Source organism: Pseudomonas sp. MYb185 (assembly GCF_002979975.1).
Classification (GTDB): Bacteria; Pseudomonadota; Gammaproteobacteria; order Pseudomonadales; family Pseudomonadaceae; genus Halopseudomonas.
Genome location: NZ_PCQD01000004.1, coordinates 328,949 through 349,512, shown reverse-complemented (window position 1 = coordinate 349,512; position 20,564 = coordinate 328,949). Strand labels below are relative to the sequence as shown.

Below are 20,564 nucleotides of genomic sequence, written 5' to 3'. Positions count from 1 at the left end.
TTATAGTTGCACGCCGGAGAAGGACATAAAGCCCAACGACATCAAACCCACAGTAATGAAGGTGATACCCAACCCCTGCAGCCCTGCTGGCACATCACTGTACTTGAGCTTCTCTCTGATGGCCGCCAGCAGCACGATGGCCAGTGCCCAGGAAAAACCGGAACCCACCCCATAAACGACACTTTCGCTGAAGTTATAATCGCGCTCGACCATGAACAAGGTGCCGCCCATGATGGCGCAGTTCACGGTAATCAAGGGCAGGAAGATCCCGAGCGCCCCATATAGCGCAGGAATGTACTTGTCCATGACCATTTCCATGATCTGCACAAGCGCCGCAATCAGGCCGATATAGCACAGCAGACCGAGGAAGCTCAGGTCTGCGTCTGGCAACCCGGCCCAGCTTAGAGCGCCGTCCCGAAGCAGATAGGTGTAGAGCAGGTTGTTAGCCGGTACGGTAACTACCTGAACCACCAAAACGGCAATCCCGAGCATGAGCGCTGTCTCGACTTTCTTCGAGATAGCCAGGAAGGTACACATGCCGAGGAAGAACGCCAGGGCCATGTTCTCGACGAACACGGCCTTCACGAACAGACTGATATAGTGTTCCATCAAAAGGCCTCCTTGTTGGATACCTGTGGAGCCATCTTGAAGTCCGGTTTCTCCACCTGCTCCCTCTTCCAGCTGCGCAGCGCCCAGATGAACAGGCCGATCAGGAAGAACGCCGAAGGCGGCAACAGCAACATACCATTGGGCTGATACCAGCCACCGTTATTGACCGTGCTGATGATTTCATAACCCATCAGCGTGCCGGCACCGAACAGCTCACGCACGATACCCAAGCCAATCAGCATGGCGCTGTAACCCAGGCCGTTGCCAATGCCGTCGAAGAATGACAGCACCGGCGGGTTCTGCATGGCGAAACCTTCGGCGCGCCCCATGACGATACAGTTGGTGATGATCAAGCCGACGAACACCGACAGCTGCTTGCTCAGGGCATAGGCATAGGCCTTGAGCACCTGATCCACCACGATCACCAGCGAGGCGATGATCACCACCTGGACGATCATGCGGATCGCACTGGGGATCTGGCTGCGGATCATCGAGATGAACATGCTGGAAAAACCGGTCACCAGCGTCAGTGCGATACTCATCACCAGCGCGGTCTTCAGGTTCGAGGTGACCGCCAGCGCCGAGCAGATGCCGAGGATCTGCAGGCCGATGGGGTTGTTGTTGAAAATCGGGTCCAGCAGGACCTGTTTGATTGTCGGCTGTGACATGCTCAAGCCTCCCCTGCACGCAGGTTATCGATAAAGGGACCGAAGCCATTCTCGCCCAGCCAGTACTCCAGCAGGTGGTTGACTCCGTTCACGGTCAGCGTGGCTCCCGCCAGCCCATCGACCTGATGATGGGCATTCGGACTGCCGGAATCGACACTGCTTTTGAGTATCCGGATGGCCAGCTTGCCGTCTTCGCTGAAGATCTGCTTGCCGGGCCACTGGCCACGCCAGTTCGGGTTGTCCACCTCGCCGCCGAGACCGGGGGTTTCGGCATGCTGATAGAAGCCGAAGCCCTGTACGGTATTGAGGTCGGCGCGCAGGGCCAGGAACCCATGCAGTGTGGACCACAAGCCGTAGCCGCGGACCGGCAGAATCAGGGTCTCCATCTGTCTGTCGGCATCCTCGACGATGTACGCCACGCTGTAGTTCTCGCGGCGGTTGATCGAGGCGATATCCTCGCTGCCAGACAGGTTTTTCGACAACGCCGGGTCCTTGGCAGCCCGCAGCGGATCAAAGGTATCGGCATCGAACTCATCGCTGAACCGGCCGGTTTCCAGGTCGACCAGACGAGCGACAATACGCTCATCGAACAGCGCCTTGATCTCAGCGCCGGACATCGACGCATCCCCCAGGCCTGCAATGGCCAGGATGTTGCGTTGCTTATCCAGCAATGCGTTTTCGATCTGCGTCGGGCGCAGCGCAACAGCCGCCCCTGCCACCAGTACGGAACAGACCAGGCACACCAGCAGGGCAACGACCAGCGTGCGGACGGTGGATTCTTTCTGACTAGACATGGCGTGCCAGCCTCCGCTTGATATTAGCCTGGATGATGAAATAGTCGATCAGCGGCGCACACAGGTTGGCAAACAGGATCGCCAACATCATGCCCTCGGGGAAGGCCGGGTTGACTACCCGGATCAATACCACCATGACTCCGATCAGACCACCGAAGATCCACTTGCCGAGGTTGGTCATCGACGCCGAGACCGGATCGGTTGCCATGAAGATCATGCCGAAGGCGAAGCCGCCGGTGACCATGTGCCAGTACCAGGGCATGGAGAACATGGGATTGGTCTCCGAGCCGATGGCATTGAAGACCATGCTCAGACCGATCATGCCGATCATCACCCCGGCGACGATGCGCCAGGAGGCGATCTTGGTCATCAGCAGCACCGCACCGCCGATGAAGATGGCCAGGGTGCTGGTTTCGCCGATAGAGCCCTGCATGGTGCCGATGAAGGCATCCATCCAGCTGAGCCCACCGTTGACCAGCGCATCGACGCCGCCAGCGCCAGCCATGCTCAGCGCAGTGGCGCCACTGAAACCATCCACTGCGGTCCAGACTGCATCACCGGAAATCTGCGCCGGGTAGGCGAAGAACAGGAAGGCGCGACCGGTCAGCGCCGGGTTGAGGAAGTTCTTGCCGGTACCCCCGAAGATCTCCTTGCCGATCACCACACCGAAGCTGATGCCCAGAGCCACCTGCCACAGCGGAATGCTCGGCGGCAGGATCAGGGCGAACAGTACCGAGGTGACGAAGAAGCCTTCATTGACTTCATGCCTGCGCACGGTGGCGAACAGAACTTCCCAGAAACCACCGACGACGAAGGTCACCACATAGATCGGTACGAACCAGGTCGCGCCATGGATGATATTGTCCCAGATGCTGCCCGGGTCGAAACCCGCCAGCATGCCTATGATCGCGAAGCGCCAGCCATCCTGGGCAGCCAACAGCTCCGGATTGACCGCAAGCACACTGTTGGCCTGGTAACCGACGTTCCACATGCCGAAGAACATCGCCGGGAAGGTACACAGCCAGACGGTGATCATCATGCGCTTGAGATCGATGCCGTCGCGCACGTGGGCGGTGGTCCTGGTTACGCTGGCCGGTTTGTACAGAAAGGTGTCGAGCGCCTCGTACAGCGCGTACCACTTCTCGTGCTTGCCGCCCTTTTCGAAATGGTGCTCGATCTTGTCAAGAAAACTACGCAGCCCCATTGATCAACCCTCCCTTTCGATGTGCGTGAGATTGTCACGCAGAATCGGGCCGTATTCGTATTTACCGGCACATACGTAGCTGCACAACGCCAGGTCCTCCTCGTCCAGTTCCAGACAGCCGAGCTTCTGCGCCATGTCGGTATCACCGACGATCAGCGAACGCAGCAGTTGGGTGGGCAGGATATCCAGCGGCATGATCTCTTCGTAGTTGCCGACCGGGACCATGGCGCGAGGACTGCCGTTGGTACTGGTGGTGAAGTTGAATAGCCGCGACGGTGAGAGCTTGGAAATGAAGATATTCAGGATCGAGTGCTTGTCGGTACCGGCACGCAGATAATGCAGCAGCTCACGCTGGGTGCCTTCCAACAGGACGGAGACCTGCAGGTGGTATCGGCCAAGAAATTGCGCTGCACCTCGCGCCAGGCGACCACCGAGCACCGACCCGGAGATGATGCGGTTGTTGCCCGCCTTCATCTCACCAGCAGTCAGCTCGGCCAGGTTCGCACCCAGCACGGTACGCAACAGACGTGGCCGCTCAACCTGGGGGCCACCGAGGGCGACTACCCGTTCGGCCGACAGGTGGCCGCTGGTGAACAGGCGGCCCACCGCGACGACATCCTGATAGTTGATATGCCACACCTGGCGACTCTCGCTGACCGGATCGAGCATGTGGATATGGGTACCCACCAGGCCGGCCGGATGCGGCCCGGCAAAGCTTTCAGTGCGGACACCCGGAATGCTTTCACCGGGAATCGCCGCACCCTCGGCCTTGCACAACCAGATGCCGGCCAGACGCGACAGTACCTTCAGGCCGTTTTCGAAATCAACGCCATACCCTTGCAGCACCACGGCCGGATCGGCCGACAGCGGATGCGTGTCGATGGCAGTGACGAAGATCGAGGACGGCGTGGCATCCACCGCAGGGACTTTGCTGTAAGGTCGTGTACGCAGGGCGGTCCACAATCCGGAACGGATCAGCTTGTCACGCACCAACTGGGCGTCAAGACTGTCCAGACTATCGGCGGCATGACTGCCAAAGTCGATGGAGTCACTGCCCTCGACGTCGATCACCACCGACTGCAGCACGCGCTTCTCGCCCCGGTTCAAGGCGCTGACCACACCACTGACGGGTGCGGTATAGAGCACACCGGGGGTTTTCTTGTCACTGAACAGGATCTGCCCTGCCTGTACCCGGTCGCCGACCTGCACTTCCATCGTAGGTTTCATACCTTGGTAGTCGAAACCGATGACCGCAACGCTCCTGACGGGACGTGCGTCCTCGATGCGTTGTTCAGGTGAGCCGGTGATTGGCAGATCCAAGCCCCGCTTGATCTTTATCATATGAATAGCCTGATCACATGTGGAATTTGTGAAGGGGCAATGGCGGTGCCTGGAGCACTAATGCACTCCGCTGAACTTAACAGGAGAAGAATCAGACGATGCAGCCACGACCCTGATCGAAAAATCCTGCCAAGTATAAAGATCATGGCCTTTTAAAGCTACTCGGAAGGTGCTTTTTTCGGGTTTCTACGCGGCATAGTGTCGCAGCGCCAGACAATCCCCTGGCAACATGGAAAGTGGCGTTGCAGAGCGATTCTGCCGGCAGAACTGGCGTCAACAAAAAAGGCGCCGAAGCGCCTTTTTTGATTACCACATATTACACCTACGCCGGGAATGCCGGAGGGTTGACGCCCGCCATATCTTCCAGAATGCGTACTACCTGGCAGCTGTAACCGAACTCGTTGTCATACCAGACGTACAGAATGACCCGGTTGTCGTTGCAGATGGTCGCCTCGGCATCCACTACACCAGCATGCCGCGAGCCGACGAAGTCGGTGGACACCACTTCCTGGCTGTTGGTGAAGTCGATCTGCTTGTGCAGCTCGGAGTGCAGGGCCATATAGCGCAGATAGTCGTTGACCTCCTCGCGATTGGTCGACTTCTCCAGATTCAGGTTCAGAATCGCCATGGAAACGTTTGGCGTGGGCACCCGAATGGCATTACCGCTGAGCTTGCCGGCCAGCTCCGGCAATGCCTTGGCCACCGCCTTGGCCGCACCAGTCTCGGTGATGACCATGTTCAGCGCGGCGCTACGGCCACGGCGGTTGCCCTTGTGGAAGTTGTCGATCAGGTTCTGGTCGTTGGTGTAGGAGTGAACGGTCTCCACATGCCCATTGAGGATCCCGAACTTGTCGTTGATCGCTTTCAGCACCGGCACGATGGCATTGGTGGTGCAGGAGGCGGCCGATACGATCTTGTCTTCCGGGGTGATCCAGGCATGGTTGATGCCATGCACGATGTTCTTCAGGCTGCCCTTGCCCGGCGCAGTCAGCACTACCTGGCTCACGCCCGGGCACTTGAGGTGCTGGGACAGGCCGGCTTCGTCGCGCCATACACCGGTATTGTCGACCAGAATGGCGTCCTGGATACCGTAGGCGGTGTAATCGATGCTGGCCGGATCACTGGCATAGATGAACTGGATCTGGTTGCCGTTGGCGGTCAGCGTGTTGTTCTCTTCATCGAGGGTGATGGTGCCCTGGAAGGAGCCGTGTACCGAGTCGCGGCGCAGCAGGCTGGCGCGCTTGGACAGGTCGTTCTCCGCACCCTTGCGAACCACTACCGCGCGCAGGCGCAGACCATCACCGGCGCCAGCCTTCTCGACCATGATGCGAGCCAGCAGACGACCGATGCGACCGAAGCCGTAGAGCACGACATCGCGCCCCTCCCGCTTCTCACCCTTGTGGCCGATGACACTGGCCAGTTCCCGACGCAGGAAGGCGTCAAGATCATCGCCCCCTTCCTTCTGGAACTTGACCACCAGGCGCGCCAGATCGATGGAGGCCGGCCCCAGATTCAGGTCCAGCAGCGCCTTGATCACCGGAAAGGTATCGTGCACTGACAACTCGCTGTCATCGATCTGACGGGCAAAACGATGGGACTTGAGCAGGCTGATGACGGAGCGATTGACCAGACCACGGCCATAGATGGAGGTGACCACATTGTGTTCACGGTACAGACGTCCAATCAACGGGATCATCGCTTCGGCGGTCGCTTCGCGATCGGTCCAGTTATCCAGACATTGCTCGTATTGGGCTTGAGTCACAGTTTTTCCTTCCAGGTCTTGGGAACTAAGAGGGCCGTTATTATGCGGCGAGCTGCTCTGGTAGGCAATCATCCGATGGCTAACGGAGCCCGGCGCACGGCCGGAGCTCCGCCAACCTGTCGCTCAACTGGCCGATTTGCGCGTACTGTACAGGGACAGCAGCACGCCGCCAGCCAGCAGACCGAAGGTCACTCCCAGGGACACACCGGCATGGATATTGATGTCCAGACCGTGCGCCAGGATCTTGCAGCCGATGAAGATCAGCACCAGGGCCAGGGCATATTTCAGGTAGACGAAGCGGTGCATCAGCGCAGCCAGGGCGAAGTACAGCGAGCGCAACCCGAGGATGGCGAAAATATTTGATGTATAAACGATGAACGGATCCTGGGTGATGGCGAAGATCGCCGGCACGCTGTCCACCGCAAACACCAGATCGGCCAGCTCGATCAGCACCAGTGCCAGAAACAGCGGCGTGGCGAACAGCACCACCTTGCCGGTCTTGTCCGGCAGGCGTACGAAAAAGTGCGAACCATGCAAGTCGTCGGTCACCCGGAAATGTCGACGGATAAAGCCGACCATGCGGTTCTGCGACAGGTCGGCATGCTCCTCCTGGTCCTTGCTGAGGAACATCTTGACCCCGGAGAACAACAGGAACACACCAAACAGATACAGAATCCACTCGAACTCCTGCACCAGCGCCGCACCCAGGCCGATCATGATCGCTCGCAGCACGATCACCCCGAGAATGCCCCAGAACAGCACCCGGTGCTGGTACAACCGGGGAATGCCGAAGAAGCCGAGGATCATCGCCATGACGAACACATTGTCCATGGACAGCGACTGCTCGATCAGAAAGCCGGTGTAGAACTCCAGCGCACTGGCCGACCCTCGGTCGAACCAGACCCAGACGCCGAACAGGATGCCCACGGTGAAGTAGCCGCTGTACAGCAACAGACTCTCGCGCACCTCGATCTCGTGATCCTTGCGGTGCAGTACACCCAGGTCGAAGGCGAGAATGGCCAGAACGATGGCCAGGAAGGCGAACCACTGCCAGGCGGCGGTTCCGAGAAAGGGGGTGGTCAGAAATGAGATCAGTGGCTCCATGGGGCCCTCCGGTCAAAGTTAAGAATCAACTTATGACTCCGACATCACGGTGGGACCAACCACCGCCAGAGGGGCCCGGCGTCACGCGGCAATCATGATATAGCTGCCTCATTCCTCTGACAAGCGCAGGCACGGCAAGGTCCGATAAAAACAGGGCAATCCCCACATGGATCGGTACATGGCGTTAAACTGTGCGTTTTGCGTAACAAGATAAGCTCAATTGCATGCCTGACAATTCCATTCTGTTCGCCGCCCCGCAGCACAAAGCCTCTGGCAACAAGTCCGCCTGGGGCAATCTGCCGGCGGCAGCACGCGCTCTGGCCATAGCCGAAGCGGCGTTGCAATATCCGGGCCTGAGCCTGGTCATCACCCGCGACACGGCCATGGCCGACCGCCTGGAGCAGGAACTGCGCTTCTTCGCCCCGCACCTGTCGGTCGCCAGCTTCCCGGACTGGGAAACCCTGCCCTACGATCGCTTTTCGCCGCATCAGGACATCATTTCCCAACGCCTGCAGACCCTGTACCGCCTGCCGCAGGTCGAGCGTGGCATTCTCGTGGTGCCGATGATCACCCTGCTGCACCGCATTCCACCACGCCCGTTCCTTGGCGGCTCGGTCCTGATGCTGGAAGTCGGCCAGAAGCTGGATATCGACAGCATGCGGCAGAACCTGGACGCCGCCGGCTACCGCTGCGTCGATACGGTCTACGAGCATGGCGACTATGCAGTGCGCGGCGCCCTGCTGGATCTGTTCCCCACCGGCTCACGGCTGCCCTACCGTATCGACCTGTTCGACGAAGAGATCGAAACGCTGCGCACCTTCGACCCGGAAACCCAGCGCTCCATCGACAAGGTCGAGAAGATCCATCTGCTGCCGGCGCGCGAGTTCCCCCTCGACAAGAGCGCCCTGACCGGCTTTCGTGCCCGTTTTCGCGAGCGTTTCGACGTCGACCATCGGCGCTGCCCGATCTATCAGGACCTCAGCGACGGACTGGTACCACCCGGCATAGAATACTACCTGCCGCTGTTCTTCGAGGAACTCGGCACCCTGTTCGACTACTTGCCGGACAATACCCAGCTGTTCAGCCTGCCCGGTATCGAAGACAGCGCTACCCAGTTCTGGGTCGATGTGCGCAACCGCTACGAGGAGCACGGCATCGACCCGACCCGGCCGTTGCTGTCACCAGCGGAACTGTTCCTGCCGGTGGAGGAAGGCTTCGCGCTGATCAAGCGCTACCCGCGCATCATCTGCCACGACACACCCCTGCCGACTGGCGCGGGAGTAACCAACTTCGATTGCAGTTCACCGCCGGAGCTGCCGCTGGATAACAAGCAGGAACGTCCGCTGCAGCAACTGGAGCGGTTTCTCGAGGACTTCCAGGGCCGTTCGCTATTCGTCGCCGAGACCGCCGGCCGGCGGGAAGCGCTGCTGGAGCTGCTGGCTCGGATACCGCTCAAGCCTGAACCGGTGGACAGCTGGAGCGCCTTCGTCGACAGCGATATCCGCTGCGGCATCACCATCGCACCGGTAGACCAGGGCCTGCTGAGCAACGACCCGGCCATCGCCCTGATCGCCGAAAGCCAGTTGTTCGGTCAACGGGTGATGCAGCGCCGACGCCGGGGCAAGACCACCGACCTTGGCGACACCATCATCCGCAACCTGACCGAGCTGCGTGAAGGTGCGCCGGTGGTGCATATCGATCATGGCGTGGGCCGCTATCACGGGCTGGTCAACCTGAGCGTGGAGGGTCAGCAGGCGGAGTTTCTCAAGCTCGAGTATGCCGACGAAGCGACGCTGTATGTGCCGGTCGCCAACCTGCACATGATCGCCCGTTACTCCGGGGCCGAGGATGACAACGCACCGCTGCATCGGCTGGGCTCCGAGCAGTGGCAGAAAGCCCGGCGCAAGGCGGCGGAAAAGGTCCGCGACGTCGCCGCCGAACTGCTCGACGTCTATGCCCGCCGGGCGGCACGCAAGGGTTACAGCTTCAACGATCCCGATCAGGACTACCAGACCTTCGCCGAGGCCTTTCCCTTCGAGGAAACCGCTGACCAGCAGGCTGCCATCGATGCGGTGATCAAGGACATGACCAACAGCCAGCCGATGGATCGCCTGGTGTGTGGCGATGTCGGCTTCGGCAAGACCGAGGTAGCGATGCGCGCCGCCTTCGTCGCCGTGCACAGCGGCAAGCAGGTGGCAGTGCTGGTGCCCACCACCCTGCTCGCCCAGCAGCACTACAACAGTTTCAAGGACCGCTTTGCCGACTGGCCGGTGAAGGTCGAGGTGATGTCACGCTTCAAGTCCGCCAAGGAAATCAAGCTCGCCACCCAGGAGCTGGCCGACGGCAAGGTCGACATCATGATCGGCACCCACAAGCTGCTGCAGGGTGATGTGCAGTTCCAGGACCTGGGGCTGGTCATCATCGACGAGGAACACCGTTTCGGCGTGCGTCAGAAGGAACGCCTCAAGGCGCTGCGCAGCGAGGTGGATATCCTCAACCTGACCGCGACCCCGATCCCCCGCACACTGAACATGGCCATGACCGGCATGCGCGACCTGTCGATCATCGCCACCCCACCGGCGCGGCGGCTCTCGGTCAAGACCTTCGTCATGCAACAGCAGCCGGCCGTCATCAAGGAGGCGATCCTGCGCGAGCTGCTGCGCGGCGGCCAGGTGTACTTCCTGCACAACGAAGTGGAAACCATCGAAAAATGCGCCGCTGACCTGGCCGAACTGGTGCCCGAGGCACGGATCGGCATCAGTCATGGGCAGATGCCCGAACGGGCGCTGGAGCAGGTGATGCGCGACTTCTATCACCGCCGCTTCAACATCCTGGTGACCTCCACCATCATCGAAACCGGCATCGACGTGCCCAGCGCCAACACCATTATCATCGAGCGCGCCGACAAGTTCGGCCTGGCCCAGCTGCACCAGTTGCGCGGCCGGGTCGGGCGCAGCCATCACCAGGCCTATGCCTACCTGCTGACGCCGGCCGGGCGCAAGCTCACCGGCGATGCGGAAAAGCGCCTGGAGGCTATCGCCGCAGCCCAGGACCTGGGCGCCGGCTTCACCCTGGCCACCCATGACCTGGAAATCCGCGGCGCCGGTGAACTGCTCGGCGAAGGCCAGAGCGGACAGATCCAGGCGGTCGGTTTCAGCCTGTACATGGACATGCTGGAACGGGCGATCAAGGCCATTCAGCAGGGTAAGCAACCGGAGCTGGAGAACCCCTTGAGCCGCGGCCCGGACATCAACCTGCGCTTGCCGGCACTGATCCCTGACGATTATCTGCCAGACGTGCATGCCCGCCTGACGCTGTACAAGCGCATCGCCAACGCCGGCGACGATGAAGAGCTGAAGGACCTGCAGGTGGAGATGATCGACCGCTTCGGCCTGCTGCCGGAGCCGGTGAAGAACCTGTTCCGGGTTACCTCATTGAAACTGCGCTGTACCCCCCTGGGCATCAGCAAGATCGATGCGGGACCGGAGCATGGGCGGATCGAGTTCGCCGCCGACACCAGCATCGATCCGCTGATCCTGATCCGCCTGATCCAGGACAGTCCGCAACGCTACCGCCTGGAGGGTGGCAGCACATTGCGTTTCAGCGCCCCCATGGGCGCGCCTGGTCTGCGCCTGAATACGGTCGAGGCCCTGATCGAGCGGCTGCAGCAAGCGCCCGCCGCCCCCAACGGCAAAGGAAAACGCCGATGAGGCTTTGATATGCCGGAATGTATCGTCCGATCCGCTCAACCCGGCAATGACTGGGTTGAGCGGCGGCACTTGGATTTGATTGGAGCTTGCGGCGGGTTCCGCGTAGGACCGCGCTGACCGGCAGCCATTGCAGAACGCGCACCCCGCCATCCATGGCGCTCGTCTACGGCCATCCCTGGCCGCAGACGGTTCTGCAATGGCTGCCGGCCAGCACGGCCTGCGACCTCGGAGCTGGTGCTGGTGCTGGTGCTGGTGTTATACCGAGTACAACGTCGCTGTCTTCACGCGCTCGCGCGCAACAACTCGAAACAAGGCTTCCCCAGCTTTGCACGTACCAAGGAGGGTCGAGTTCCATCTCGACCCAAGGGGGGGCGTGGGACACCGCCAGTCAGGATGAAACCCCGCACTCGAACGGCGGTGCCGGCTTTTCCGTTACAGCAGTCCGGCGCCCTGCACCAATTCGACCGACTGCCGCCAGCGCGGCTGAGCCTTGTAGTCCAGCCCCACCACACGCCGGGCCAGCATTCGCTGCGCCCGCAGCGAGGGCTGCATGCCAATGCGCTGGGCATGCAGCAGTGCCTGCTCGGCAGCCGCCCGATCATTGCAGACCAGCAGCATGTCGCAGCCCGAGGCCAGTGCCGCGTCGACCCGCTGCGCCATATCACCCACCGCGTGGGCGCCGGCCATGGTCAGGTCGTCGCTGAAGATGACACCCTCGAAGCCCAGCTCGGCACGCAGAATATCCTGCAGCCAGCGCCGGGAGAAGCCTGCCGGCAGGCTGTCCACGGCCGGATACACCACATGCGCCGGCATGATGCCATCCAGCAACGGCGCCAGCGCTGCGAACGGCTGGAGGTCCGACTGGCGGATATCCGCTTCACTGCGCTCGTCTACCGGCAGGTCGGTATGCGAATCCGCCTCGGCCCAGCCGTGGCCGGGAAAATGCTTGCCGGTGGCGGCCATGCCGGCCTGGTGCAGCCCATCGATATAGGCCCTGGCCAGGCGACTGACCTGCTGCGGGTCACCACCCAGGGAACGGTCACCGATTACCTGGCTGCGACCATGATCCAGATCCAGCACCGGCGCGAAACTGATATCGATGCCGCAGGCGAGCATTTCCGTGGCCATCAGCCAGGCGGCCGCTTCGGCAACGGCAGCGACATCTTCGGCGCCACAGCCGGCAATCCGCCCCAGTGCCGGTAGACGCAGCACCTCGCGGCGCAGGCGCTGTACACGACCGCCCTCCTGGTCGATGGCGATCAGCATTTCCGGGCGCAACGCGCGAACACTGCGTACCAGCTCACGCACCTGGGCCGGGGATTCGGTATTGCGGGCGAACAGGATGAGGCCGCCGACTTCGGGTTGTCTCAACAGCTGGCGGTCTTCCGGGGTCAGCCAGGTACCGGCCAGATCCAGCATCAATGTGCCTTGGGTCAAAGGGTGTGCTCCATCAGATTATTCGATGACCACGGCGCAGCCCGCCGGGGTCATATCAAAGAGGGTCAGCATGTCGGCATTGCGTAGACGTATGCAGCCATGGGACAGCGGAATGCCCATCGGCTGATCGTCGCCAGTGCCATGCAGATAGATATAGCGACGCTGGGAATCGCGGTCACCACCGCGATTGATCCCCGGCTCCTCGCCACAGAGCCACAGGATGCGGGTCAGAATCCAGTCCCGCTGCGGGTTGGCGGCGGCCAGTTCGGGGGTCCACAACTCACCGGTCGGACGCCGGCCAATGAACACCGTCCCCGACGGCAGGCCATCGCCGATGCGTGCACGCACCCGATGCCGCCCCCGGGGAGTGCAGCCACTGCCATTCAGCTCACCCGGCCCGTTCTTCGCTGTGGATACCGGCCAGGCACACACCTGCCGACCGGCTTGATAGCCGGTCAGCCATTGCCTATCGATGGATATGTGGATCAGGTCCAGTTGCATGCTCAGCTCCGCCGCAAAGGCCACACGATAGCGGATCAGGGGGCGCGAGGTAAGCCCCGGCTACGATCGACACTGCCGGCTATAGTGCCTGCAGCGTATCCTGGCCTTGTCTCGTGGTCTCCGGGGTGAGCGCACCGGCGCGCATACCCGCCGCCAGGAAGGGCACCATCTGCCGCAGCACTTCTTCGGTACTGGCCCGCTCGCCGCATTCAGCTTCGGCGATCGCCTTCAGCGCTTTCATGCTCGACAGGGTGAAGGCCGCGCTGCCCAACATGAAGTGCACCCGCCAGAACAGTACCGCCGGCGGCAACTCCGGCGAGCTGCGCAGCACCAGCTCCATGTAACGCTTGAACACCTTGCCATAGACTTCCGCCAGGTATTTGCGCAGATGCCCCTGACTCTGGCTGAACGCCAGCCCCAGCAGGCGCATGAAGGTAGACAGGTCATGGCCGCTGCGCGGCTTGACCGCCAGTACCAGGCGCACCAGCATTTCCAGCAGTTGTTCCAGGCTCTGCTCGGGAATGCCGGCCTGCTCGTTGCGCTCGAGCTCCTGCTCCAGGCTGCTGACGAAAGGATTGAGAAAACGGGTGAACACCGCCTGGATCAGGGACTTCTTCGAACCGAAGTGATAGTTCACCGCCGCCAGGTTAACCCCGGCCTTGCTGGTGATCAGCCGCAGCGAGGTTTCGGCGAAACCCTTTTCGGCAAACAACTGCTCTGCAGCATCCAGAATGCGCTCGACTGTTTCAGACTGTGCCACAGATAACTCCAGGAAAAACACATGTGTTTGAAACATACGTTTCAAACGGACTCACTGTCAACTCCGACGTTTTACCACACAACGGCTGCGCTGCAAACGGTAGCTGCGGGCTTGCCCTTGGCCTCAAGCTGTATATAATCACAGTCACTGTATAAAAACACAGGCAGATAAAATGCAGAAACTCACAGCACGGCAACAGCAGGTACTTTCCTTTATCAGGGAATACATGAGCAGCAATGGCTACCCACCTACGCGGGTGGATATTGCCAGGGAGCTGGGGTTCCGCTCACCCAATGCCGCAGAGGATCACCTCAAGGCGCTGGCCCGCAAGGGCGCGATCGAGATGATTCCCGGCGCATCGCGTGGCATTCGCCTGCCTGCGGACAACGAAGCGCCCGACGACGACAGCCTTCCGGTCATCGGCCAGGTCGCCGCCGGCGCCCCCATCCTGGCACTGGAAAACATCGAAAATCACTGCAAGATCGACCCGGCATTCTTCAGCCCGCGCGCCGACTACCTACTACGGGTACGCGGCATGAGCATGAAGGATATCGGCATTCTGGATGGCGACCTGCTGGCGGTGCATCGCACCAGTGAAGCCCGTAACGGCCAGGTGGTGGTCGCCCGCATCGACGACGAGGTCACCGTCAAGCGCTTCCATAAACAGGGACGCAAGGTGTCGCTGATCGCCGAGAACCCCGAGTTCGCCCCCATTGAAATCGATCTGGGTGAACAGGAATTGATTATCGAAGGTTTGAGCGTTGGCGTGATACGCCACTGAAGGAGTACGCCATGCAGTATGCGCGAAACGAAGGTTCAGCGGTGCAACCCGATCTGTTGCATCAGGCCGTGATGTCTTCCCGTCTGGGTATGCGCAAACTGGCCCCGGCCCGCCTGCCGGAATGCGAGCCGGACGAAAATGCCGGATTCAGCGAAATAAGCCTGAACGGAGCGCCCCGCCAGTGCCTGCAATGGTTGGCTCCGGTACTGCGCGATCTGAGCCAGGCCAATACCCCAGGCTGGCTGAGCCTGATCGACCCGCCCCTGCCGGTCAGCCAGAAATGGCTGCGCGCCTCGGGCCTGGACCCACAGCGCATACTCATCATCCGCCCCAAGCACGGCATGGACGCACTCAAACTCTGCTGCGAGATACTCGAACTGGGCTACAGCCATACCGTGGTCAGCTGGCTGCCGTCGTCACCACGCACCAGCCACCGGCTGGACATGGCGGCACAGAGAGGTCATTGCGCCAGCCTGAATATTCGCATGGGGTAGTCAGACACCGGCCGGGCAAAAACAGAACAGTCGGGCGAACGCCCGGCTGGATCAGTGCAATACGCGCTGCTGGTCAAACTCCAGATCCGGATCTTCATCCATGATCTGTCCGGCCATCTGCATGCCGGCGCCGATCATGGCCTTGGCCACCTCGACGTAGTTACCCTGTAGAAAGTCTCTGGCTTCCTCGGAGAATTCGATGGTCAGCAGCGGCTTGCCCTGCTCATCCGGCCGGCGCAACGCGACCGTGCCATCGGCAAGCTCTATGATCTCGAGAAAGGGTGAAGGCATTTCGCGTCTCCTGTCAGTCAAGCCGCGCAGTGTACCACAGCAACAGCGCCAAACCCGACTGCAGGGTCAGTTGCCGCTACCACTCCTGCATGGCCTGACGGTAACGCTCGATCTGCGCCGCCAACGCATCCAGCGCCGCTTGCGCCTCGTCGATGTCCCAGTGCCCCGCAGCGGCCGCAGTGCTGGCAATCAGCTCGGCACCTGCCGTTTGCACGACGCCCTCGGCGGGCGACAGCAGGTGCTGCCAGGCCCGCAGCAGGCCCGCCAGCCAACTGGCCTCATCCGCAGCCAGCTGCACCAGTTCTCCCAGCTCCGGACCCGGGAAGCGTTCGACCACATCACTGCCAAGCACCTGCTCAACGCTGCGCGCATCCAGCAATGGCCAGCGATAACCCTCGGCCACCTCATGAATCAAGGCCAGAACGGCGCGGTAGGCATGAAAGATCACATGCTCCCGGTGATAACGCTCCTGGGTGACGGAGCCCACGCCTGACGCGCCTGCTGCCGCCTCCCACGAAGCCAGGGCAAGACGGGCAAATGACAGAGCCTGGTTGGTGCGGGTATACACTTCATTCGCCATATCGCCTCCGCTCAGCGCTTGCCCTTGCGCGCGTCATCCACCACCCATCCCTTGCCGTCATGGAAAGCGCGCCAGCCGCTGGGTTTGCCGTCGATTTCACTCTGCACGTACTGTTCCTTGCTCTTGCGGCTATAGCGCACCACCGTTGGATTGCCGTCCGGATCGGCCACCGGCGCCTCCAGCAGGAAATGGTATTTGGGGTCGATCGCCTCGGCGTGGGGCAGCAGCTCCTTGACCAGTGGCGCGCGGGTCTCCCGGTTTTTCGGGAACTGACTGGCAGCGAGGAACAGACCGGATGCACCGTCGCGCAGTACATAGACGTCATCCACTTTCTCGCAGCGCAGCTCCGGCATCAATACCGGATCCATCTTCGGCGGCGCCGCCTCACCACTCTTCAGCAGCTTGCGGGTATTCTTGCAGGCACTGTTGGTGCAGCCGAAATACTTGCCAAAGCGCCCGGTCTTGAGCTGCATCTCACTGCCGCACTTGTCGCACTCAATCACCGGCCCATCGTAGCCCTTGATCTTGAACTGGCCCTCTTCCACTTCGAAGCCGCTGCAATCGGGGTTGTTACCGCAAACGTGCAGCTTGCGCTGCTCATCGACCAGATAACTGTCCATCGCCGTGGAGCAGATCGGACAACGGCGCTTGGCCCGCAATACCCGGGACTCGCCCTCCTCGTCATCGGCCGCCACCTCGTTGCCGGGTACCAGGTTCACGGTCGCCTTGCAGCGTTCCTTGGGTGGCAAGGCGTAGCCCGAGCAGCCGAGGAAGACGCCAGTGGACGCGGTGCGGATCATCATCGGGCGACCGCATTCGACGCAGGGAATGTCAGTCAGGGTCGGCTGGTTGGCGCGCATGCCCTGGCCTTCGACTGTTGCTCCGGCTGCCTCAAGCTTCTGCCTGAAATCAGCGTAGAATTTGTCCAGCACCTCTTTCCACAGCGTCTCCCCCTGGGCTACGTCGTCCAGCGACTCCTCCATGCGCGCGGTGAAGCTGTAGTCCATCAGGTTCGGGAAACTTTCGTTGAGTCGCTCGGTAACGATATCGCCCATTTTTTCGGCATAGAAGCGGCGGCTGTTCAAGGTGACGTAGCCGCGCTCCTGGATGGTGGAGATGATCGAGGCATAGGTCGAAGGCCGACCGATGCCGCGCTTTTCCAACTCCTTGACCAGGCTGGCTTCGGAGTAGCGCGCCGGCGGCTTGGTGAAGTGCTGTTTCGGATCGAGCTTGACCAGATCGAGGACATTGTCCACCTGCATATCCGGCAGCACTTCGTCCTCCCCCCCTTTGCCCAGCGGCGGCAGCACCTTGGTGAAGCCGTCGAACTGCAGGATGCGACCGCGCGCACGCAATTCGAAATCACCCGCCTGCACACTGATGGTGGTGGAAAGATACTTGGCCGGCGGCATCTGGCAGGCAACGAACTGGCGCCAGATCAGCTCGTACAGACGCTCGGCATCACGCTCCATACCCTTGAGTTCAGTGGACTTGAGCTTCACTTCTGACGGCCGGATCGCTTCGTGCGCTTCCTGGGCGTTGGCCTTGCTGCCGTACACATTCGGCGACTCGGGCAGATACTGGCTGCCGAAAGTTTTCTCGATGTAACCCCGGGCCATGCTTACGGCATCGGCAGACAGGTTGGTCGAATCGGTCCGCATATAGGTGATGTAGCCCGCTTCATACAGCCGCTGGGCCATCATCATGGTCTTCTTCACGCTGAAGCCCAGGCGCGTACTCGCTGCCTGCTGCAGAGTGGAGGTAATGAACGGGGCGCCGGGCTTGGTACTGGTCGGCCGGGCATCACGCTTGACCACCTTGTAGCTGGCACCTTGCAGTTGCGCCAGCGCCTGGTCGGTCTGCTGCTTGTTCAGCGGACGGAAGGTTTCGCCATTCTCCTTGACCACTTCGAAGCGCACCGCTTCGCTCTTGGGCGTGGTCAGGTTGGCGTGCACTTCCCAGAATTCTTCCGGAATGAAGGCGCGGATCTCGCGCTCACGATCCACTATCAGCTTGACCGCGACCGACTGCACGCGGCCAGCGGACAGGCCGCGGGCGATCTTCTGCCACAGCAGCGGTGAGACCATGTAGCCCACCACCCGATCGAGGAAGCGGCGCGCCTGCTGGGCGTTGACCCGGTTCATGTCCAACTCGCCAGGCTCGGAGAAAGCATCCTGGATGGCTTTCTTGGTGATCTCGTTGAACACCACGCGGCGATAGCGGCTATCGTCACCGCCAATGGATTCGCGCAGGTGCCAGGCGATAGCCTCCCCTTCGCGGTCCAAGTCCGTTGCGAGGTAGATGGTGTCGGCTTCCTTGGCCAGGCGGCGCAGCTCGTCGATGACCTTTTCCTTGCCCGGCAGGATCTCGTAGTGCGCCTTCCAGCCGTTTTCCGGATCAACGCCCATACGGTTGACCAGTTGCATCTTCGCCTTGGTCTGCTTGTCCACTTCCGGTGCCGCCGAGGCAGCCTTGCGTCCCTTGGGTTTACTGTCGGTCTTGCTGCTGCCGCTGGTGGGCAGGTCGCGGATATGTCCGATACTCGACTTCACCACGAAGTCATTACCAAGATACTTGTTGATTGTCTTGGCCTTGGCTGGTGACTCCACAATGACCAGTGCTTTTCCCATGGGTAAAGGTATTCCTCAATCAAAAAATCCAGTTCGCCCTGCGGGCAAAGGGGCTGGGCTGCTGCTCGAAGCGGCGGACAGCCCGGAGGGCCAGAGCCTACACGTCTTCGCTGATAAAGGTAAAGCGTGGATGTGTTTTGCCGCCTACCTCTATCTCTTCGGTAAACATGTCCAGCGGCCGCACCCACAGATCGAAATCGCCGTACAAGGTACGATAGACCACCAACTGTTCCCCGGTTTCGGAATGGCGTGCAACATCAATGACTTGGTAGTCCCTACCTTTATAGTGGCGGTAGCGGCCGGGCTTCAGGGGCATATGATTTGCTCTGTTGGTGCCTGTGTCATGCGTGGTGGAGTGTCGGCGGTTGGTGGCTGTTGGCTCAGTGCAAGGACGGCGCCTGTCGACTGGCTCTGGTGGACACGCCGCAAGTACGTCCCTGTAGGCTCGTTGATGGCATCCCTGCCATCAAACGGTCCACCAGAGCCAGTCGCCAAACTCCGCCGATGAGTCTGTGCACATTGCAGGTTTCCCCTCCGCCACACCGACATTTCCAGCAGCGTTTGCCGGGCGGGTCAGGCAGACCGTCGGTTGTCATGGATGACAACCGCGAGCCTACATGGATGTACTTGCGGCGTGTCTGCATGGCCCGACCGGCAAACGCGGCCACTCAGATCATCAGCAACAGACCAACAGCGGCGCCAGACCACCGCAACAACCTACTTGCTCAGGTACCGCATCCCCTGCTCCAGCCCCTCCAGCGTCAGCGGATACATGTGGTCCTCCATCAGATCCTGGATGATCCGCGTGGAGGTGGTATAGCCCCAGGCATCCTTGGGATAGGGGTTTATCCAGATCATCTTCGGATACTTCTCCCGCAGGCGGGTGATCCAGACATGACCGGCCTCTTCGTTCCAGTGCTCCACGCTGCCACCAGGCTGGGTGATCTCGTAGGGCGCCATGGCCGCATCGCCGACGATCACCACCTTGTAGTCGGGCCCGTACTTGTGCAGCAGATCCATGGTCGGCATGCGCTCGTTGGTGCGACGCATGTTGTCCTTCCATACCGACTCGTAGATACAGTTGTGGAAGTAGAAGTATTCCAGGTGCTTGAATTCGGTACGGCAGGCCGAGAACAGTTCCTCGCAGACCTTGATGTGCGCATCCATCGAGCCGCCGATATCGAACAGCAACAGCAGCTTCACCGCGTTGCGCCGCTCCGGTCGCATCTGGATGTTCAGCAGGCCACCGTCACGTGCGGTATGGTCGATGGTGCCATCGATATCCAGCTCTTCGGCAGCGCCGGTGCGGGCGAATTTGCGCAGGCGGCGCAGCGCCACCTTGATGTTGCGCGTGCCCAGCTCGACCTGATCATCCAGGTTCTTGTACTCGCGCTGCTCCCAGACCTTGGCCGCTCGCCCCTGGCGCTTGCCGGCATCGCCGACACGAATGCCCATCGGGTTGTAGCCGCCGGAACCGAAGGGGCTGGTGCCGCCAGTACCGATCCACTTGTTGCCGCCGGCGTGACGCTCCTTCTGCTCCTCGAGGCGCTTCTTGAACTCCTCGATCAGCTTGTCCAGCCCGCCCAGCGACTTGATCTGCTCGCGCTCCTCGTCGGTCAGCAGACGCTCGAATTCCTTGCGCAGCCAGTCCTCGGGAATCAGCGCCTCGAGCAACTCGTTGAGGTCCTGCAGGCCATTGAAGTAGGCGCCGAAGGCCCGGTCGAACTTGTCGAAGTGACGCTCGTCCTTGACCATTACCGTGCGCGCCAGGTAATAGAACTCGTCCATGTCGGCGAACACGACATGGTTCTTCAGCGCATTGATCAGGTCCAGCAGCTCGCGTACCGATACCGGTACCTTCGCAGCGCGCATTTCATTGAACAGACCCAGTAACATAG

At 61.0% G+C, this 20,564-nt stretch carries 18 protein-coding genes; 3 read left to right on the top strand and 15 right to left on the bottom strand.

The annotated features are described in order from the left end of the window. The 7 genes from nqrE to CQ007_RS08515 form a co-directional block, all read right to left on the bottom strand. On the bottom strand, positions 1–609 hold the full coding sequence (gene nqrE / locus CQ007_RS08545) for an NADH:ubiquinone reductase (Na(+)-transporting) subunit E (protein WP_105645099.1): 609 nt from the start codon (positions 607–609) through the stop codon (positions 1–3). Next, positions 609–1,283: an NADH:ubiquinone reductase (Na(+)-transporting) subunit D gene (locus tag CQ007_RS08540; protein WP_177424311.1), complete on the bottom strand. Its 675-nt coding sequence runs from the start codon at positions 1,281–1,283 to the stop codon at positions 609–611. Before CQ007_RS08540 ends, nqrE begins: the two co-directional genes overlap by 1 nt. Continuing rightward, a complete protein-coding gene (locus CQ007_RS08535; RefSeq protein ID WP_105645095.1) occupies positions 1,280–2,071 on the bottom strand; it encodes a Na(+)-translocating NADH-quinone reductase subunit C in 792 nt (263 codons plus the stop codon). The genes CQ007_RS08540 and CQ007_RS08535 overlap by 4 nt, the downstream gene beginning before the upstream one ends. After that, positions 2,064–3,275 (bottom strand): NADH:ubiquinone reductase (Na(+)-transporting) subunit B, encoded by a 1,212-nt coding sequence (locus CQ007_RS08530; protein ID WP_105645093.1) that lies wholly within the window; start codon positions 3,273–3,275, stop codon positions 2,064–2,066. The genes CQ007_RS08535 and CQ007_RS08530 overlap by 8 nt, the downstream gene beginning before the upstream one ends. A gap of 3 nt (positions 3,276–3,278) precedes the next feature. Further along, a complete protein-coding gene (locus CQ007_RS08525; protein WP_105645091.1) occupies positions 3,279–4,616 on the bottom strand; it encodes a Na(+)-translocating NADH-quinone reductase subunit A in 1,338 nt (445 codons plus the stop codon). 322 nt (positions 4,617–4,938) lie between these two features. After that, positions 4,939–6,378, bottom strand: coding sequence for a glyceraldehyde-3-phosphate dehydrogenase (locus CQ007_RS08520; RefSeq protein ID WP_177424309.1), 1,440 nt, complete (start codon positions 6,376–6,378; stop codon positions 4,939–4,941). Between the two features lie 123 nt (positions 6,379–6,501). Beyond that, entirely contained in the window at positions 6,502–7,482 is a 981-nt protein-coding gene (locus CQ007_RS08515; RefSeq protein ID WP_105645087.1) for a TerC family protein, read from the bottom strand. A 224-nt stretch (positions 7,483–7,706) separates the two neighbouring features. Between CQ007_RS08515 and mfd the strand changes: the two genes are divergently transcribed. Continuing rightward, positions 7,707–11,192, top strand: a complete 3,486-nt coding sequence (gene mfd / locus CQ007_RS08510; protein ID WP_105645085.1) for a transcription-repair coupling factor — start codon at positions 7,707–7,709, stop codon at positions 11,190–11,192. A 432-nt stretch (positions 11,193–11,624) separates the two neighbouring features. On the opposite strand, the gene nagZ is transcribed toward mfd, so the two are convergent. The 3 genes from nagZ to CQ007_RS08495 all read right to left on the bottom strand — a co-directional run bounded on the left by nagZ (position 11,625) and on the right by CQ007_RS08495 (position 13,890). Further along, entirely contained in the window at positions 11,625–12,611 is a 987-nt protein-coding gene (gene nagZ, locus CQ007_RS08505; RefSeq protein ID WP_105645083.1) for a beta-N-acetylhexosaminidase, read from the bottom strand. A 36-nt stretch (positions 12,612–12,647) separates the two neighbouring features. Beyond that, positions 12,648–13,130, bottom strand: coding sequence for a L,D-transpeptidase (locus tag CQ007_RS08500; protein WP_105645276.1), 483 nt, complete (start codon positions 13,128–13,130; stop codon positions 12,648–12,650). 79 nt (positions 13,131–13,209) lie between these two features. Next, the gene (locus tag CQ007_RS08495; protein WP_105645081.1) at positions 13,210–13,890 is read right to left on the bottom strand and encodes a TetR/AcrR family transcriptional regulator; all 681 of its coding nucleotides are present in this window, start codon (positions 13,888–13,890) and stop codon (positions 13,210–13,212) included. Positions 13,891–14,062: 172 nt separating this feature from the next. Between CQ007_RS08495 and lexA the strand changes: the two genes are divergently transcribed. Both lexA and CQ007_RS08485 read left to right on the top strand, forming a co-directional pair. Next, positions 14,063–14,671 carry a transcriptional repressor LexA gene (gene lexA, locus CQ007_RS08490; protein WP_105645079.1) on the top strand — a complete coding sequence of 203 codons (609 nt, stop codon included), beginning with the start codon at positions 14,063–14,065 and terminating at the stop codon, positions 14,669–14,671. Between the two features lie 11 nt (positions 14,672–14,682). Then, entirely contained in the window at positions 14,683–15,165 is a 483-nt protein-coding gene (locus CQ007_RS08485) for a SulA-like leucine-rich domain-containing protein (RefSeq protein ID WP_105645077.1), read from the top strand. Between the two features lie 51 nt (positions 15,166–15,216). Here CQ007_RS08485 and CQ007_RS08480 read toward each other — a convergent pair whose 3' ends face one another. The 5 genes from CQ007_RS08480 to CQ007_RS08460 all read right to left on the bottom strand — a co-directional run bounded on the left by CQ007_RS08480 (position 15,217) and on the right by CQ007_RS08460 (position 20,562). Further along, positions 15,217–15,456: a hypothetical protein gene (locus CQ007_RS08480; RefSeq protein ID WP_105645075.1), complete on the bottom strand. Its 240-nt coding sequence runs from the start codon at positions 15,454–15,456 to the stop codon at positions 15,217–15,219. 76 nt (positions 15,457–15,532) lie between these two features. Continuing rightward, a complete protein-coding gene (locus CQ007_RS08475; protein WP_105645073.1) occupies positions 15,533–16,036 on the bottom strand; it encodes a DUF6586 family protein in 504 nt (167 codons plus the stop codon). Positions 16,037–16,047: 11 nt separating this feature from the next. Next, positions 16,048–18,666: a type I DNA topoisomerase gene (gene topA / locus CQ007_RS08470; protein ID WP_105645071.1), complete on the bottom strand. Its 2,619-nt coding sequence runs from the start codon at positions 18,664–18,666 to the stop codon at positions 16,048–16,050. A 97-nt stretch (positions 18,667–18,763) separates the two neighbouring features. Then, a complete protein-coding gene (locus CQ007_RS08465; protein ID WP_105645069.1) occupies positions 18,764–18,982 on the bottom strand; it encodes a DUF1653 domain-containing protein in 219 nt (72 codons plus the stop codon). Positions 18,983–19,383: 401 nt separating this feature from the next. Continuing rightward, on the bottom strand, positions 19,384–20,562 hold the full coding sequence (locus CQ007_RS08460) for a VWA domain-containing protein (RefSeq protein ID WP_105645067.1): 1,179 nt from the start codon (positions 20,560–20,562) through the stop codon (positions 19,384–19,386). Positions 20,563–20,564 lie beyond the last annotated feature (2 nt).

Bases quoted from the DNA above. Each gene is read 5' to 3' on its own strand.
- nqrE (WP_105645099.1), bottom strand. From the start codon at position 609: ATGGAACACTATATCAGTCTGTTCGTGAAGGCCGTGTTCGTCGAGAAC.
- topA (WP_105645071.1), bottom strand. From the start codon at position 18,666: ATGGGAAAAGCACTGGTCATTGTGGAGTCACCAGCCAAGGCCAAGACA.
- CQ007_RS08515 (WP_105645087.1), bottom strand. From the start codon at position 7,482: ATGGAGCCACTGATCTCATTTCTGACCACCCCCTTTCTCGGAACCGCC.
- CQ007_RS08480 (WP_105645075.1), bottom strand. From the start codon at position 15,456: ATGCCTTCACCCTTTCTCGAGATCATAGAGCTTGCCGATGGCACGGTC.
- CQ007_RS08465 (WP_105645069.1), bottom strand. From the start codon at position 18,982: ATGCCCCTGAAGCCCGGCCGCTACCGCCACTATAAAGGTAGGGACTAC.
- CQ007_RS08525 (WP_105645091.1), bottom strand. From the start codon at position 4,616: ATGATAAAGATCAAGCGGGGCTTGGATCTGCCAATCACCGGCTCACCT.
- mfd (WP_105645085.1), top strand. From the start codon at position 7,707: ATGCCTGACAATTCCATTCTGTTCGCCGCCCCGCAGCACAAAGCCTCT.
- CQ007_RS08475 (WP_105645073.1), bottom strand. From the start codon at position 16,036: ATGGCGAATGAAGTGTATACCCGCACCAACCAGGCTCTGTCATTTGCC.
- CQ007_RS08485 (WP_105645077.1), top strand. From the start codon at position 14,683: ATGCAGTATGCGCGAAACGAAGGTTCAGCGGTGCAACCCGATCTGTTG.
- nagZ (WP_105645083.1), bottom strand. From the start codon at position 12,611: ATGCTGGATCTGGCCGGTACCTGGCTGACCCCGGAAGACCGCCAGCTG.
- CQ007_RS08460 (WP_105645067.1), bottom strand. From the start codon at position 20,562: ATGTTACTGGGTCTGTTCAATGAAATGCGCGCTGCGAAGGTACCGGTA.
- CQ007_RS08530 (WP_105645093.1), bottom strand. From the start codon at position 3,275: ATGGGGCTGCGTAGTTTTCTTGACAAGATCGAGCACCATTTCGAAAAG.
- CQ007_RS08535 (WP_105645095.1), bottom strand. From the start codon at position 2,071: ATGTCTAGTCAGAAAGAATCCACCGTCCGCACGCTGGTCGTTGCCCTG.
- CQ007_RS08500 (WP_105645276.1), bottom strand. From the start codon at position 13,130: ATGCAACTGGACCTGATCCACATATCCATCGATAGGCAATGGCTGACC.
- lexA (WP_105645079.1), top strand. From the start codon at position 14,063: ATGCAGAAACTCACAGCACGGCAACAGCAGGTACTTTCCTTTATCAGG.